The organism is Alloalcanivorax balearicus MACL04 (assembly GCF_025532145.1).
Classification (GTDB): domain Bacteria; phylum Pseudomonadota; class Gammaproteobacteria; order Pseudomonadales; family Alcanivoracaceae; genus Alloalcanivorax; species Alloalcanivorax balearicus.
Map to the genome: position 1 here is coordinate 42372 of NZ_ARXS01000010.1, position 16009 is coordinate 58380.

The following is a 16009-nucleotide window of genomic DNA, read 5'->3' on the forward strand; positions in this document are numbered from 1 at the left end:
GCGAATACGGCCCGTGAGCGGGCCGCCCCTTCATATACAGCATTTCCACGCCCATGTAGAATCGGTTCCCATTCTTCTGTTTCGCGGATCAGGGCGAGAGATCTCCATGAGCGGTTATCCTTTCAGGATCGGTAAGTCGGACAAACTCAAAGGTGTTTGCTATGACATTCGCGGTCCGGTGCTGCGTGAAGCGCATCGGCTCGAGGATGAAGGCCACCGGGTGATCAAACTGAACATCGGCAACCCCGCGCCGTTCAGTTTCGAGGCACCGGAAGAACTGCTCCAGGATGTGATCCATAATCTGCCCGACGCCACCGGCTATTGCCACTCCAAAGGCCTGTTCCCGGCCCGCAAGGCGGTGATGCAGTACAGCCAGACCAAGGGCATTCAGGATGTCTCGGTGGACGACATCATTATCGGCAACGGTGTCTCCGAGCTGATCGTGATGGCCATGCAGGCCCTGCTCAATAACGGCGACGAGGTGCTGCTGCCGGCGCCGGACTATCCGCTGTGGACCGCCGCGGTGCGGCTCTCCGGCGGCAACCCGGTGCATTACCTGTGCGACGAAAAGCAGGACTGGCACCCGGCCCTGGACGATCTGCGCTCGAAAATCACCGACCGCACCCGTGCCCTGGTGATCATCAATCCGAACAACCCCACCGGCGCCAACTATGATCGCGCGCTGCTGGAAGACATGCTGCAGATCGCCCGCGAACACAACCTGATCGTGTTCGCCGACGAGATCTACGACAAGATTCTCTACGACGAAGAGAAACACACCTCCATTGCCTCTCTGGCGGACGACCTGCTGTTCATTACCTTCAACGGCCTGTCCAAGAACTACCGCGCCGCCGGCTTCCGCTCCGGCTGGATGATCATCTCCGGCGCCAAGCATCTGGCGGACAGCTACATCGAGGGTCTGGAGATGCTGGCCAGCATGCGCCTGTGCGCCAATGTGCCCAGCCAGAACGCGATCCAGGCGGCGCTGGGTGGCTACCAGAGCATTGATGATCTGGTGGCACCGGGCGGGCGGCTGTGCCGGCAGCGGGACATTGCCTGGGAAATGCTCAGTGCCATTCCCGGAGTCAGTTGCGTCAAGCCCAAGTCCGCCCTTTACCTGTTCCCACGGCTGGACCCGAAGGTGTTCCCGTTCCAGGACGACGAGGCTTTTGCCCTGGATCTGCTGCGCGAAGAGCACGTGCTGATCGTTCAGGGCACGGCCTTCAACTGGCCGGACCCGGACCACTTCCGGGTGGTGTTCCTGCCCCGAGTGGACGACCTCGAAGACTCCATCGGCCGCATCGCCCGCTACCTGGATCGCATTCGCAAAAAGTAGGTTCTTTCTTACAACGCATTCGCTGCCAAGGCAGCTTCCCACAGCGGCTTCGTGGCCCCCCGCTGTGGGAAGCTGGCTCGCCAGCGAATTCGGCCCCGCCAGCCGCTCACTCCACCGCCGGCCGCCGATAACGATAATGCAGCGCCTTCAATGCCGGCTCCGCGGCCTCATCGAAGCCCGGCGCTCCCGGCAGTACCGCCTCCAGAACGGCGCCCGGCAATCGTTCCTCCACCTGCGCCTCGATCCAGTCCCGTCCCAGCCAGGGCGCGTTCAGGCACACCAGCAATTCCGCCTCCGGCGCCAGCAGCTTGGATAGCCGTTCCAATACCTTGGGGTAGTCCTTCTCCACCATGAAACTGCCGCGCTGGGCGCTGGGCGGGTCCACCACGATCAGGTCATAGCGGCCCAGGCTATGCAGCTTTTTCCAGCTACGGAAGATATTGTGCGGCAAATAGTGCACCCGGGCGTCGGCGAAGCCGTTGGCGACCTGGTTCTCGCGCCCCAGGGCCAGCGCCGGGGCGGACAGATCAATGTTCACCACCGATTCGGCGCCCCCGGCCAGCGCCGCCAGTGAGAAGGCGCAGGTGAAACTGAACAGATTCAGCACTTTCTTGTCCGCCGCCCGTTCCCGCAGCCAACTCCGCCCGGGCGCCATATCGGCGAAGAACCCCAGATTCTGGCCCCGTTCGAAATCCAGCCGGTAGCGCAGGCCCGCTTCATGGGCCCAGTGCGGTTCCGGCACAGCGCCGGTGATCACCCGGGTCAGGGCCGGCCGGCGATGACGATGCTGAAACACCAGGGTGTCACAATCCAGTTCCGGCAGGGCCGCCCGCAGCCGCTGTTCCAGCGCCTCCAGAGTGGCGGCGTCGTAATCGTCGAACAGGGTCGCCATCAACACCGGCGGGAAGCGGTCGAGAGTCAGTCCCTCCCAGCCAGGCAGGGTTTTGCCCCGCCCATGAAAGAGGCGGTGCCGGTGGTCCTTCGGGGGAACCAAATAGGGATCGAGCTGGTCAATGGAAAAGGAGTGGGTCATAGCCTGGGCATTCGCAGTCACGCCGGGAAAAGCGGGAGTATTCCGCTGCCGGACCTTGAAGGCAACCGCCCTGCCCCCATTTTCCATTGAAGTTTGCTCGATGTGGGGGCCCTCCACGTCGGGTACGCTGGTGTCCGGACATCGGACCCATCAGGGCCAACAACATCAGTCAGTGGAGAAACATACCGATGATGCGCATTGCGCTTTTCCTGCTCACTAACCTGGCGGTTATCGTGGTCGCCAGCATTACTTTGAGCCTGTTGGGGGTGAATTCCTACCTGGCACAAAGTGGCACCGGGTTGGATCTGACCAATTTGCTGATTTTCAGTGCTGTCTTTGGCTTCGCCGGCTCACTCATTTCCCTGCTCATTTCCAAGCCAATGGCGAAATGGTCCGCCAAGGTGCAAGTGATTGAGCAGCCCAGCAACGAAGCCGAGCGCTGGCTGCTGGCCACCGTCGATGAGCTGTCCCGGAAAGCGGGCATCAAGATGCCGGAAGTGGGTATCTTTCCCGCCCAGCAATCCAACGCCTTCGCCACTGGCTGGAACAAGAACGCCGCTCTGGTGGCGGTGTCTCAGGGGCTGCTGCAGCGCTTCCGTCCCGAGGAAGCCCGCGCGGTGCTGGCCCATGAAATCGGCCACGTGGCCAATGGCGACATGATCACCCTCAGCCTGATCCAGGGCGTGGTCAACACCTTCGTCATCTTCGCCGCCCGGGTGGTGGGCTACGTGATCGACAGCTTCCTGCGCCGCGACGGCCAGGGCGGCCTGGGCTTCGGCTACTACATCGTGGTGTTCGTGGCGGAAATCATCTTCGGTATCGCCGCCAGCGTCATCGTCATGTGGTTCTCCCGCTTCCGTGAGTACCGCGCCGATGCCTCCGGTGCCCAGTTGGCGGACCGCCGCGACATGATCGCCGCGCTGCAACGGCTGAAAGCGGAATCCGAAGTGCCGAACCAGATGCCCGACAGCCTGGTGGCGTTCGGTATCAACAGCGGCGTGCGCCGGGGACTCTCCGCCCTGTTCCGCTCACACCCGCCGCTGGATGATCGGATCCAGGCGCTGAGCGACAAGCGCTACGGTTAAAGCAGTCTTTACCGACACATCATTCGCTGGCAAGCCAGCTTCCCACAGAAGGGCAACAAAGCCGCTGTGGGAAGCCGGCTTGCCGGCGAATAGCACATACCTCCCCCCTCCTTTTCCGCTTCCCCGCCTGCCCCGCTCCGTGTAGGGTGGCGCTTATATAACTACTAACATGCCTCGGCATCCCGGCCTTTTCGCCCTGGGTGACCGCTGGCCGCTGTCTTTGAGTCGACATTCATTGGAACCCGGTTTTCGTTTGCTACCCCGGGATCACCCGGATCGGGCCCTGCGCCTGCGCCGCCTGCTGATGGCGGTGTATTCCTATTTGCTGATGTGGGGCGGGCTGGCGATCGGCACCAGACTGGGCGCGGTGGCGTCGGATCTGCCTCATCTGCCTTTATTATTGGTCCTGCTGGCGGTCAACGCGGTGTTTTTCGTGATCATCCGCAGCGGTTACAGCGAGCGTTTCAAGGACCCCAGTCTGACCGTGGCGCAAATGCTGGTGGGTATCGCCATGATCACGCTGATTCTGCACTACGCACGGGAACTGCGCGGCGCCCTGCTGTGCCTGTATCTGATGCTGATGACCTTCGGTGTGTTCTCGATTCACCGGCGCCGGCAGATCGCCATGGCGCTGGTGGCGCAAAGCGCCTTCACCTTGCTGCTGATCTACGAATGGCTGCACCAGCCGGCTCAACGGCAGTTCACTCTGATGTTCAGTCACTGGGGTATTCTGGCGCTTACCCTGACCTGGTTCGTTTCCATGGGCGGCCACATTCAAAGCCTGCAACAGCGTTTCCGGGCCCAGCGCGAGTCGCTGCTGCAAGCCCATGACCGGCTCGCGCGCATCGCCGTGCGCGACGAACTCACCGGTCTTTATAACCGCCGCCATTTTCTCGAACGGTTTGATGAAGAGCTGAGCCGGGTCAGCCGGGAGCCGGCACCGCTGTATCTGGCACTGGTGGATCTGGACCATTTCAAGCCGGTCAACGATACCTACGGGCATCAGGCCGGCGACGCGGTGCTGCAGCGCTTCGCCAACGTCGCCAGCCACTGTCTGCGACGCACCGATGTGCTGGCCCGTTATGGCGGCGAGGAATTCGCCATTCTGTTTCCACGCAGCCACCATGAGGCCTGCCTGGCGGCCATCACCCGACTGCGCGAACGGTTCGCCGAGGCGCGCTACGCCTTCGCCCCGGATCTACGGGTGACCCTCTCCTGCGGCCTCGCCGCCTACCAGCCCGGCGACACCGCCCGCATCTTGCTGGAACGGGCCGACCAGGCCCTGTACCGGGCGAAATCCGAAGGCCGCAACAGGGTCAGCATGGATCCCATTCGCGAGTGAACTCGCGAATATTGGCCGGGTCAAACCAGCCCGGACAAAGCCGCCACCCGGGCACTGCCCGGAAAGATATCGTTATCCAGCGCCTTCTTGTCCAATCCAAGGTGATCACGCAGTACACCCTTGAACACCGCCCGGGTGTCATTGGCGGGCATCAGGTCACGGTCGTCACGCAGCTTGTTCAGTCCCGGCCAGTCACCCACCACGCCGGCGCTTTTAAGGCCGCCGCCGGCCAACATTACCGTGCTACCGGTACCGTGGTCGGTGCCCCTTGTGCCATTCACCGCCACGGTACGGCCAAACTCCGTGGCCACCAGCACCACGGTATGATTCCACTGCTTGCCGAGACTTTCCCTTAGCACTTTCAGGCCGTTGTCCAGCAGCCGCAGTTTGCGCGCCAGCACGGCGTTCTGATTGGCGTGCGTGTCCCAACCGGTGTCTTGCACCATGGCCACCCGGGGGCCGTCCGGCTCCACCAGAAAGTTGCCGGCCGCCTTCATCATGGCGAGCAGATTACCGGCGCCACCCTGCTTCTCCGGCGCCACGTTTTGTGCTTCCAGGGCCTGCTCGAAGGCGCCGCTGAGCCGCTTGTCCCGGCCATAGCTGTGCGCCAGCCGCTGCGCCAGATTGGCGGGCGACAGTTTTCCCGGCGTCGGCGACCAGGTCATGAACGGCGCCGGGCCACGCACCAGCAGGGGTTGCGCGGAGGCTATCGCCAGGCCCTGGCCTTGATGCCATTGCTCCACTACCCGATTGAGCCAACCCGAGCGGCTGCCATGGGGTTTGTCACTGCCGTTTTCCAGACAATCCTGAGCGTCGAAATGGGAGCGCCCCCGATAGGGCAAAGCGCAGGCGTGAACCACCGCGAACTGGCGCTGCTTGAACAGGCCGTGAGCAAAACCAAGGCTGGGATGCAAGGCAAAGCCTTCACTCATTGGCAAAGGTGCGTCCTTGCCGCCCGGCGCCCCCAGGTCCAGGCTGCCACGCAATTCCGCGAAACGTTTCTCGCCGGGAGCCGGCACTGCGGATAACCCATCCACCGCGCCTCGCAACAGCACCACCACCAGACGTTGCGGCGGCGCCGGTGAGGCCGCCAGAGTCAGGGAAGGCCACACCATCAGACTGGCGGAGCCGGCCAGCGCGGCACCAAGAAGTTGTCGCCGGGTTACTGCCATGTCATCTCCATTGAAATTCCGGACTGGCCAGCACCAGGGCCGCGCCCTGACGATGATTGGCGGCGGTGCTGATGGCCAGTGAGGTTTCCTCACTGAGAGCGGGCCCGATGCTGGCCAGCGCCAGCTCCATGGGATCGATGTCCTTGTCCAGATAACGCCCGTAGCGCAGCGCCATCCACACCCGTTTCCATAATCCGTCGGCACCGATCCAGTCGCTGGCCCGGTCGCCCCAGCCGGCGGGCGCACCGGGCTGGAATGGCAGTTGTCCCAACAACTTCATCTCCGCGCGCCAACGTCCTCGTTTCACATCGGGCTGATGATTCAGAGCCCGATGCACGGCGATCAGGTATTCGTCCGGGCGGCGAAACTTGGGCGCGCCGGGTTGCCAGGCTTCTTCCGAGGTAAACAGCGCCCGGTACACCGGCAGCAACTTGCCCTGATGGCTCTGGTAAGTGGTCGCGAGCTTTTTCACCAATGCTTTGGGAGGCTCATCGGCGACAAAGTGCCGCGCCAGTTTGTGGGCAACGAAACCGGCGGTCTCCGGCCGGGAAGCCAGATGTCGCAACATGGACCGCCCCTGGACGGCGCCCTTTTGCTCGAAGTTCCGCCCCAACAAAACCCGTTCGCCCGGCTGATGCAGGCTGTTCACGAAAACACTGCCGTGCTCACCCAGCTTCGGCGCTTTGCGTGATGCGAACCAGGGCCGCCAGCCGGTGATGCCGCGCGCCAGTTCCTCCACATCCTGCTGTTGATACCCGCCATCGACGCCGAGGGTATGCAACTCAAGGATCTCGCGTCCCAGGTTTTCATTGAGCCCGCGTTTTGGCTTGCCCTTTTTCTCCGCCATCTGATTTTGCCGGCGGCCCGCCGGCGAATCCGGACCAATGGACTGTATGTTGTCAAGATACAACAGCATCGCCGGATGCTGCTCCACCGCCAGCAGCATACTGGCGAAATCGCCACTCATTCCGGGACGAATCACTTCACGTTCCATTGAGCCGGCCAGCAAACGTAACATCTGCTTTTCCGCCGACACCGTGAAGTGATTGCTCCAGAACATCACCAGCCGTTCCATCACCGGCGACGGCGTCTCGCACTGCCAGGCCGCGCGCAGATTGACTTCATCTAGCAGCTCCTGGCGAAAGGTCTGGCCAAAGCCGGGTTCGTCGATTTTGCCATCGTTCTTTTCCGCCGCCTTACGCGCCTGAACATAACGTTGGCGCCACTCAATGAACCGTTTCTGGTAGGTCCTACTGTCCGGTAAACCGCCCAGCGCCTTACCCGCGGACGCCGGTTTCTCCAATTGCGCCAACACCCACTCGCGCGGATCCCTGGCGACCTCCTCCAACTCTCCGGGCCGCGCACCCAGGCCGAATCGATTGACGGCGATCACCGCCTGCTCTCTCTTCCTCGTCATATTCGAATCCCTGGCCTCTTATCCGCTTCGAGTGCGCGCACCGGCATCGGTTTCCCCGCGCGCCTTTCGATACTGGGGAAAGCCGCACTGCCTCACATACTGACCGAGAACCAGGGCTCAGTCCCACCACCATGACGAGGATACTGCCTTCCTCCGCGCAAACCGGTATCCTTGCCCGCATGTGGAGGAATCTATGAGCGATGTCAGCAACCCGAGTCTCAAGCAAACCATCGAAGGGCATTTCGCCAGTGAGGGCGAGGACGCTCCTACCTGGGTGGAAATTCATGGCCTGACCTGCGCCCTGGCGGTGGGCCCCTACGGGGGGCCGGAGGATTTCGTCACCGCCTTGGAGAGCGAGCTGCCGGAGCCGGTGCTGGATGCCTTGGTGTCGCTGCGCGGCCGTCTGTTGACCGGCCTGTACAACGGTGAACGCACCACCCTGCCGTGCCTGCTGGATCCGTACCGGGAAGAGGACGGCAATGATCTGGCCAGTTGGTGCGCGGGCTTCCTCGCCGGCGTGTTCCTGCGCGAGGAAGACTGGTATCAGGATCACGAAGACACCATGGCCAACTGGCTGCTGCCGGTGGTGTTGATCTCCGGCGTGGACGAGGACCCATCCCTGGACGAGCTGTGGGAAAACTCCGCCGTGGTCCGACAAATGGCCACCGGCCTGCCGGACCTGCTGGAAGAACTGGTGCTGCACTTTCAGACAGCGAATAGTTAACAGTTAATAGTGAATAGCTGCGCGAGAACGGACAGTTTGTGCTGAGAGTGAAGAGGCCGCGCCATCTTTTTGGTTTTCGCTGTTAACTATTCACTCTTAACTATTCATTGAATTCCGGTGTCTGCTCTTCCGCTCTTTCCCCGCCCATCCGATAACAATCGTCCAGCGCCAGCAGGTAGTATTCCAGCCCGCGGCGGGCGGCGGTGAAGGCGCGGCGGCGGGATTCCGGGTCGATCGCCACGCGTTTGATCAATTCCATTGCTTCATGGGGGTGGGCGTCGTCGTAGCTGGCGTGGGCGCGTAGCCACGCCATGGTGTGCCGGTTGATCTCCGCCACCCCCTGCTCCGCGTAATGGGTCATGCCTTTCACCACGCGCTGGCTCCATTCGCCGGTGGCCCATTCGATGGCCAGGTTGGTGGCGGCGATGCTCTCTTCCAGTGTGCCGCGCTCGCCGACGGACCAGAGGTAATGGTTCACCGCGTCCATGGCGGCGGGCGGCACGGTGTTCTCCAGGATGGATTGATCCATGCCGAAGCCGGCGGCCCAGTCCTGATACCAATAGGCGTGCCGCTGCTCCACCTTGATGTTACCGATCAGCCAGTTCTTGCTTTCCTCGTGGCCGGGAAAAATGCCCGGCCGGGTTTTGGCCAACGCCAGGCCCATGTATTTGGGGAAATTTTCCACCAAGGGGTAGAAGTGCAGCAGCGCGTCACGAAACCGCTCCGGCGCCAGTGTCCCCTCACCCATTTCCACAAACAACGGATGCTCAACCACCCGGTCCTTGTAGGGCACCAGCGCTTCCCAAAAGCGGTGTGCCCAGGGTTCGTGATCGGTGAGTTGCAGAGCTTCCTTATAACGCGCGACAGACATGGTTTCCCCTTTTTGTCTGATCCGTTCCTATGATCATCGAGGCATAAAGACTACTGCGCTCTTGTTGCTTGTGCCAGTGGATGCCGGGATCCCGGAGAGATGAATTCAGAAGGTTGCTACAAGGTCGCTGTGGGAGCTTTGTCCGGGCGGCGGGCCGCTGCAGGCGAATACCTCACACCAGAGACCGCATTCGCCAGCAGGCTGGCTCCCACAGATTACCCTACGAAGCCGCTGTGGGAGCTTGCCTGCAAGCGAATGCCCCTGGATGCCCGATAAGAGTCAACGACACGCCTTCAACAACCGCCGTCGTTGCCGGCGCAAAGTTCGCAATGCGCCGATGGAAGGCGCCGTGTCCTGTTGATAGGCCAGCCGTTCGAAGGCCTCCCGCCAGGTCCGTGCCGGCGTTTCAGCCGCCGGCCAGCGGCGCGCGATCCGCTCGCACAATTGGGCGGCGGACAGGCGCTCCGCCCCCCGCACTCCCCGTCTGCTCAGCCCCCGAGCCAACCGCCGGTATTCACGGGTCAGCGGCGTGGCGGAGCGGGGGCCACGCCCCCGGAACATCACTAGCGCCGTGACCAGCACCAGCAGCGCCGCCAGGGTCAGCAACAGCATGGCGAGCCGCCAGGGCGTCACCGCGCCTAGCCAGCGGGACAACCATTGGTTCTGGCGCTCCAGGTCATAGCCCAGCACCCAGCTCTGCCAGCGGAATTCGAGCAGGTCCGCCCATTGCCGCAATTGAAACAGCACCGGCAAACGTCCGATCCCATCGCCGGGAAGCCGGGCCTCGCCGGCCTGGCTGAGGGAGCCACGCAAGCCCAGCTCCACCCTTTCCGGCGCCACCGCGGCAGTGGGGTCCACTTCCACCCAGCCGCGCCCGGGCAGCCACACCTCGGCCCAGGCGTGGGCATCGTATTGACGGATCAACAGGTGCCGGCCCATGGGGTTGGCTTCACCGCCCTGATAGCCCCCCACCACCCGGGCGGGAATACCGGCGGCGCGCATCAGCACCACGAAACTGCTGGCGTAATGCTCACAAAACCCCCGGCGGGTATTGAACAGAAAGCCGTCCACCACATCCGGGCCGACGGCGGGCGGGCTGAGGGTGTAATGAAACGGCTCGTTGCCAAACCAGTCCAAGGCGGCGCTCACCAGGGCGCTATCGTCCTGATATTGCCGGCGCCATTGGCCGGCCAGTTCGCGGGCACGCGGGAAACCCTGTTCCGGCAAACTCAGCATCAACGCACGCTGATCCGACGCCAGCGGTTCGGTCAGTGGCACCCCGGTGTAACTGCGTACCCGATAGCGGAAATTACCGGTGACCGGTTCGGTGGCCACCAGGTGCCGGTCACGGGCCAGCACCAGACCATCGAACTCCGGCACCGGGGTATTGAGGGCGTACAACCAACGCCGCTGGCTCGGCGCCATGATCACCTGGTAGCCCCAGTAAGGGCGATCCGAGGCACGCTCCAGCAGGTCCCGGTACCACAACGGCGGTGTCCCCCGGCCGCTGTAGAAGGTCAGTTCATCACCCCAGTCGTCCGGCCGCGCCTGGCTCCAGGTACGGCCATCGAACCAGCTGTAGGTCAGGCCACGCCAATAGCGTTGCCGGTAAGGCGGCACCTCGCCATCGAACTGCACGCGGAAGGCGATCGCGCTGGACTCGGCCAGATTGCTGACCTGCCCGGGCGCCATCGTGTCGCTCATACCGGTTCGCGCCTGGCTCTGATCGGTATGCACGTTCCACAATGGTGGCAGCCGCGGCACCAGTACGAACAACACCACCGCCAACGGCACCGCCTGCAGTAACAACACCGCCGCCTTGCCCAGATGCTGGCGCGAGCGTGCCTGGGAATCGTTGTAGTGAATCCCCACCAGACTGGCGGTAAGCAGCAGCAGACACAGACAGACATAGAGAAAAACGAAGAACCCCTGCTGGAACAGCAGGATGGTGGCGCAGACGAAATAACCGATGATGATCAGCACATAGGCGTCGCGGCGTCCCACCAGCTCCAGATACTTCAAGGCGAACAGGCTGGTGATCAGAGCGGTGCCCGCTTCCGGCCCGATCAGGCGACCGAAACTCAGATAAATGCCGCCGACGGTGCCGAGTAACAGCAACACCCGTATCCATCGGCCCGGCAGCGGCGCCCGCTGACGATCCATCAGTGCCCGCCACAACAGGATCGCCAGCAACAACAGCACCTGCCAGAACGGTCCACGCAGAAGCTGCGGCAGGGAAATGGCGAGAATGGCGGCGGTCAGCCAGGGCCGGGCGTGACTGGGTACCTGATAAAGGCGGGCCATCAGCGCTGCCCTCCCTCGTTGCCGTGCAGCGCGAGCAGATCCAGAGCCCGCAGGCGATGTTCATCGCCGCTGCCCGGCGCCAGTTCCATGGCGGGCAAGCGCAAACCAAAGGGTTGCCCGGCCTCGCTCAGCAGCAACACCCAATGGCATAGCAACGCCAGGCGTTGCTCCTCGGGCAGGCCTTCCAGACGGTCGTAGCCGAGCCAGAGCCGTTCCCCCTCCTCGGCGTCGAACAGTTTGGTGTTCATGCCGCGACCGCGAGCATAACCTTTCCAGTCCACCTGGCGAAGGGAATCCCCCAGCACGTAAGCGCGCAGCCCCTGGAACGCTTCACTGCCGTGGCGGCCGGTGCCACCGGAACCGCCGCTGCCATCCCAGGGCGAAGGAGCATCCTCCCGAGGCCTGGGCCAGGCCAGACAATGGTGCTCCAGCGCCACCAGTGACCAGGCCCTCAACAGGCCCAACGGATAGCGGCTTTCCACCCGTAACCGGTGGGGCCGAACCGGGCCGCGCCGCGGCAACGCCAGATTCAGCCATACGGCTTTTTCTTCTCCGGTTTCCAGACTGACTTCCTGCGCATCCTGCCCCGGCCAGCTCAGCCACACACTACGGTGCGGCTGTCCCTGGGACACCAGCACCACTGCCAGACCACCATGCCCGCCGACAAAGCCATTGCGGGCGGCGCCGGCGCGCAGGGTCAGACCGGAAAGATTGCGGAAAGTATGCAGGATGCCCATCACGAACAAGGACACCATCAGGAAACACAGTGCCAGAATCAGATTGTTCTCGTAATTGACACCACCGAGAAACAACAGCAGCGCCACCACCAGATACAGCACACCATAGCCGCTGGGCAGTATGAAGATACGGCGCTGGTTCAGTTGCACCTGATGGTCACGCGGCAGACGTCGGGCCAACCAGTTTTGCCAGGCGCGTTTTACCATGGCCGCCCTCCCTCGCTCGCGCCGGTCAGCGCACCACCGGCACGGTTTGCAACAGAGACTGGGTCATCGCCGCCACGTTGCCGCCTTCGCGGGGCTGCAGCCGGTGCTCCGCCACCGCCGCCCAGACCGACTGCACATCTTCCGGCAGCACATAGTCACGACCGTGCAGCAACGCCCAGGCACGGGCGGCACGCAGCAGACCCAGACCGGCACGGGGCGAAAGGCCGGCGACGAAACGACTGTCGGCACGGGTGGCGTCCAGCAAACGCTGTACGTAGTCGATCAGCTCCCGGGTGGCACGCAGTTGATCGACGAAGCGGCAGAGTTTCCGCAGCCCCGCAGGTTCAATCGCCGCTTCCAGTTGCCGTACCCGATCACGCTGGTCACCGCCGGCGAGCAGATCCCGCTCCACTTCCGGCGACGGATAGCCGAGCGAAATACGCATCAAGAAGCGGTCCAGTTGGGATTCCGGCAAGACGAAGGTGCCGGCCTGGGTCACCGGGTTTTGCGTGGCCACCACGAAGAAGGGTTCAGGCAGCGGCCGGGTCAGGCCATCCAGCGACACTTGCTGCTCTTCCATGGCCTCCAGCAACGCCCCCTGGGTTTTGGGCGTGGCACGGTTGATCTCGTCGGCCAGCAGCAGTTGCGTGAATACCGGCCCCTCCCGGAGTGTGAATTCACGGCTGTCCGGATCGAATACGGAGACCCCGAGAATGTCCGCCGGCAACATGTCGCTGGTGAACTGAACCCGCCGGTAATCGAGCCGGAAGACCCGCGCCAGGGCCTGTGCCAGGGTGGTCTTGCCCATGCCGGGCAGGTCTTCGATCAGCAGATGGCCGCCGGCGAGCATGCAGGCCAGGGCCAGTTTGATTTGTTCCGGTTTCCCCAATACCACCCGGCCCACCTGGGCCAGGGCTTTTTCCAATGCCTGCATGGGTACGGCCTTGTCGTCGTTTTTTAAAACGGCGCTCCCCCCAATTCAGGAGCCCAAAAGAGGCTGGCTACACCCGATGTCGGACCTCTTCCCTCAAAATCCCAGCGTTTTCAGCCCCAGGGACAGATCCGCTTTCAGGTCCGCCAAGTCTTCCAAGCCTACCGCAATACGGATCAGATTTTCCGTGATGCCGGCCCGTTGTTTGTCTTCTTCCGCCACCCGCCCATGGGTGGTGCTGCCCGGATGGGTGATGGTGGATTTGGTATCGCCAAGATTGGCGGTGATCGAGATCAGCCGGGTACCATCGATGAAACGCCAGGCGGCTTGGCGGTCCCGGTTACCATCGCTGTCTTCCACTTCGATCGCCAGTACCGCGCCGAATCCGCTTTGCTGACGCGCCGCCAGTTCATGCTGCGGGTGGGATTTGAGTCCGGCGTAATGCACGCGCGCGATGCCCGGCTGTTGTTCCAACCATTCAGCCAGCACCAGGGTGTTGCGGGAATGCGCTTCCATACGAATGCCGAGGGTCTCCAACCCCTTGAGAAATACCCAGGCATTGAACGGGCTCATGCTCGGACCGGCGGAGCGGACGAAACCGTGCACTTCGTCCACCAGTTTGGCCGGGCCCACCACGGCGCCGCCCAGGCAGCGCCCCTGTCCATCCAGGTACTTGGTGGCGCTGTGGATCACCAGATCCGCGCCGAGCGCCAGCGGCTTCTGCAACGCGGGCGTACAGAAGCAGTTGTCGACGATAAGAATGGCGCCGTTGTCATGGGCCAGTTTTGCCAGGGCAGGAATGTCGCCGACTTCGGAGAGCGGATTGGACGGCGTCTCCAGGAACAGCACTTTGGTTTCCGGCCGGATCGCGGCGCGCCATTGCTCCAGGTCCGCCAGGTCCACCATGGTGGTCTCGACCTGGAATTTTTTCAGATAGCGATCAAACACCACATTGGTGGTGCCGAACACACTGCGGGAGCTGACGATATGATCGCCAGGGGCCAGCAGCGCAAAAAAGGTACTGCTGATGGCGGCCATGCCGGAGGCCAGGGCCACGCCCTTTTCCGCCCCTTCCATGGCGGCCAGGCGCTGTTCGAACGCCGCCACCGTGGGGTTGGTGAAACGGGAATAGACGTTGCCCGGCTCCTCGCCGGAGAACCGCGCCGCCGCCTGGGCGGCGCTGTCATAGACGAAGCTGGAAGTCAGGAACAACGGCTCGGAGTGCGACATCTGATCGGTACGCAACTGCGCCCAGCGAATCGCCAGCGTATCGGTATGCAGTTCGTTCGGATCAGAAAAATCACTCATGATGTTCTCGGTTCACCTCAATTGGAGTTGTGCAGGTCGATGACTTCGTTTTCCGCCAGGGCCCGGGCCTGTTCGCGAGCGGATTTGGCCAGGTCGTTGCGGCGTTGCTCCAGATTCTGGAGATAGTCCTGGTCGATGTTACCGGCTAAATAGACGCCGTTGAACACGGAGCAATCGAATTCCTTGATCCGCGAGTTGCCTTCCTTGCAGGCGGACACCAGGTCTTCCAGATCCTGATAGATCAGACGGTCGGCGCCGATGATCCGGCAAACCTCGTCGACACTGCGGTCGTGGGCGATCAGTTCATCGGCGGCGGGCATGTCGATGCCGTATACGTTCGGGTACTGCACCGCCGGCGCGGCGGAGGCGAAGTAGACCTTGCGGGCACCGGCTTCACGCGCCATCTGGATAATCTCGTGGCAGGTGGTGCCGCGCACGATGGAATCATCCACCAGCAGCACATTCTTGCCGGAAAATTCCAGTTCGATGGCGTTCAGCTTCTGGCGCACGGATTTCCGCCGCATCTGCTGGCCCGGCATGATGAAAGTGCGGCCAATGTAGCGGTTCTTGATGAAGCCTTCCCGGTACTTCACGTTAAGCCGGTTGGCCATTTGCAAGGCGGAAGTACGGCTGGTATCGGGAATCGGGATGACCACGTCGATGTCATGATCCGGCCATTCCCGCTCGACTTTCTCCGCCAGCTTTTCGCCCATGCGCAGGCGCGCCTTGTACACGGAAATGTCGTCCATGATGGAATCCGGTCGGGCCAGATAAACGTGCTCGAAAATACACGGGCTCAGTTGCGGGTTGTCGGCGCACTGACGGGTATGCATCTGGCCATCGGCGGTAATGTAAACCGCTTCACCGGGTTCCAGGTCCCGTTCCAGATGGAAGCCCAGGGAGGACAGCGCCACCGACTCGGAAGACACCATGTATTCCGGCCCTTGCTCGGTGTCCTTCTTGCCGAAGCACACCGGGCGGATACCGTGCGGGTCGCGGAACGCGAGAATACCGTAGCCGGTGATCATGGCGACCACCGCGTAGGCGCCCTCCACCCGGCGATGCACCGCCGCCACCGCGTCGAAGATATCGTCCGGCTCCGGCTGCAGCTTGCCGCGCAGTTGCAACTCGTGGGCGAACACGTTGAGCAGCACTTCGGAATCGGAGGTGGTGTTGATGTGGCGCAGGTCGGCACGGAAGATGTGTTCAGCCAGCGCCTCGGAGTTGGTCAGGTTGCCGTTATGCGCCAGCGTGATGCCATAAGGCGAGTTCACATAAAACGGCTGCGCCTCGGCGGAACTGGAGCTTCCGGCGGTGGGGTAACGCACGTGGCCGATGCCCATGTTGCCGACCAGCCGGCGCATATGGCGGTTGCGGAACACGTCCCGCACCATGCCGTTGTCCTTGCGCAGAAACAGCCGATCGCCGTCACAGGTAACGATGCCCGCGGCATCCTGTCCACGGTGTTGCAGGACCGTCAAGGCGTCGTAGATCGCCTGGTTCACATGGGAGTGGCCCACGATGCCAACAATGCCGCACATT

General features: G+C 62.7%; 13 protein-coding genes. 4 read left to right on the top strand and 9 right to left on the bottom strand.

Annotated features, from left to right (window positions below):
• Positions 1 to 106: 106 nt before the first annotated feature.
• Positions 107 to 1336 (top strand): pyridoxal phosphate-dependent aminotransferase, encoded by a 1230-nt coding sequence (locus MA04_RS10245; RefSeq protein WP_163121714.1) that lies wholly within the window; start codon positions 107 to 109, stop codon positions 1334 to 1336.
• A 106-nt stretch (positions 1337 to 1442) separates the two neighbouring features.
• On the opposite strand, the gene MA04_RS10250 is transcribed toward MA04_RS10245, so the two are convergent.
• Positions 1443 to 2369 (bottom strand): class I SAM-dependent methyltransferase, encoded by a 927-nt coding sequence (locus tag MA04_RS10250; protein WP_163121712.1) that lies wholly within the window; start codon positions 2367 to 2369, stop codon positions 1443 to 1445.
• Positions 2370 to 2557: 188 nt separating this feature from the next.
• Between MA04_RS10250 and htpX the strand changes: the two genes are divergently transcribed.
• Positions 2558 to 3454, top strand: coding sequence for a protease HtpX (gene htpX / locus MA04_RS10255; RefSeq protein ID WP_022995962.1), 897 nt, complete (start codon positions 2558 to 2560; stop codon positions 3452 to 3454).
• Between the two features lie 220 nt (positions 3455 to 3674).
• Positions 3675 to 4796, top strand: coding sequence for a GGDEF domain-containing protein (locus tag MA04_RS10260; protein WP_262460350.1), 1122 nt, complete (start codon positions 3675 to 3677; stop codon positions 4794 to 4796).
• A 20-nt stretch (positions 4797 to 4816) separates the two neighbouring features.
• On the opposite strand, the gene MA04_RS10265 is transcribed toward MA04_RS10260, so the two are convergent.
• Positions 4817 to 5968 carry a DUF1501 domain-containing protein gene (locus MA04_RS10265; RefSeq protein ID WP_262460351.1) on the bottom strand — a complete coding sequence of 384 codons (1152 nt, stop codon included), beginning with the start codon at positions 5966 to 5968 and terminating at the stop codon, positions 4817 to 4819.
• A gap of 1 nt (position 5969) precedes the next feature.
• Complete coding sequence (locus tag MA04_RS10270; RefSeq protein ID WP_163121706.1) at positions 5970 to 7385, bottom strand: DUF1800 domain-containing protein; 1416 nt, start codon at positions 7383 to 7385, stop codon at positions 5970 to 5972.
• Between the two features lie 193 nt (positions 7386 to 7578).
• Here MA04_RS10270 and MA04_RS10275 point away from each other — a divergent pair, with 193 nt between their 5' ends.
• Positions 7579 to 8109 (top strand): YecA/YgfB family protein, encoded by a 531-nt coding sequence (locus MA04_RS10275; RefSeq protein WP_163121704.1) that lies wholly within the window; start codon positions 7579 to 7581, stop codon positions 8107 to 8109.
• 100 nt (positions 8110 to 8209) lie between these two features.
• On the opposite strand, the gene MA04_RS10280 is transcribed toward MA04_RS10275, so the two are convergent.
• From MA04_RS10280 to purF, 6 genes are all read right to left on the bottom strand, one after another.
• The gene (locus tag MA04_RS10280; protein WP_262460352.1) at positions 8210 to 8980 is read right to left on the bottom strand and encodes a TenA family transcriptional regulator; all 771 of its coding nucleotides are present in this window, start codon (positions 8978 to 8980) and stop codon (positions 8210 to 8212) included.
• Positions 8981 to 9259: 279 nt separating this feature from the next.
• On the bottom strand, positions 9260 to 11284 hold the full coding sequence (locus tag MA04_RS10285) for a transglutaminase family protein (protein ID WP_262460353.1): 2025 nt from the start codon (positions 11282 to 11284) through the stop codon (positions 9260 to 9262).
• Positions 11284 to 12228 carry a DUF58 domain-containing protein gene (locus MA04_RS10290; RefSeq protein ID WP_262460354.1) on the bottom strand — a complete coding sequence of 315 codons (945 nt, stop codon included), beginning with the start codon at positions 12226 to 12228 and terminating at the stop codon, positions 11284 to 11286. Before MA04_RS10290 ends, MA04_RS10285 begins: the two co-directional genes overlap by 1 nt.
• Before the next feature lie 25 nt (positions 12229 to 12253).
• On the bottom strand, positions 12254 to 13162 hold the full coding sequence (locus MA04_RS10295) for an AAA family ATPase (RefSeq protein WP_262460355.1): 909 nt from the start codon (positions 13160 to 13162) through the stop codon (positions 12254 to 12256).
• Between the two features lie 93 nt (positions 13163 to 13255).
• The gene (locus MA04_RS10300; RefSeq protein WP_262460356.1) at positions 13256 to 14467 is read right to left on the bottom strand and encodes an O-succinylhomoserine sulfhydrylase; all 1212 of its coding nucleotides are present in this window, start codon (positions 14465 to 14467) and stop codon (positions 13256 to 13258) included.
• A gap of 17 nt (positions 14468 to 14484) precedes the next feature.
• Positions 14485 to 16008 (bottom strand): amidophosphoribosyltransferase, encoded by a 1524-nt coding sequence (gene purF, locus MA04_RS10305; RefSeq protein WP_163121694.1) that lies wholly within the window; start codon positions 16006 to 16008, stop codon positions 14485 to 14487.
• Position 16009 lies beyond the last annotated feature (1 nt).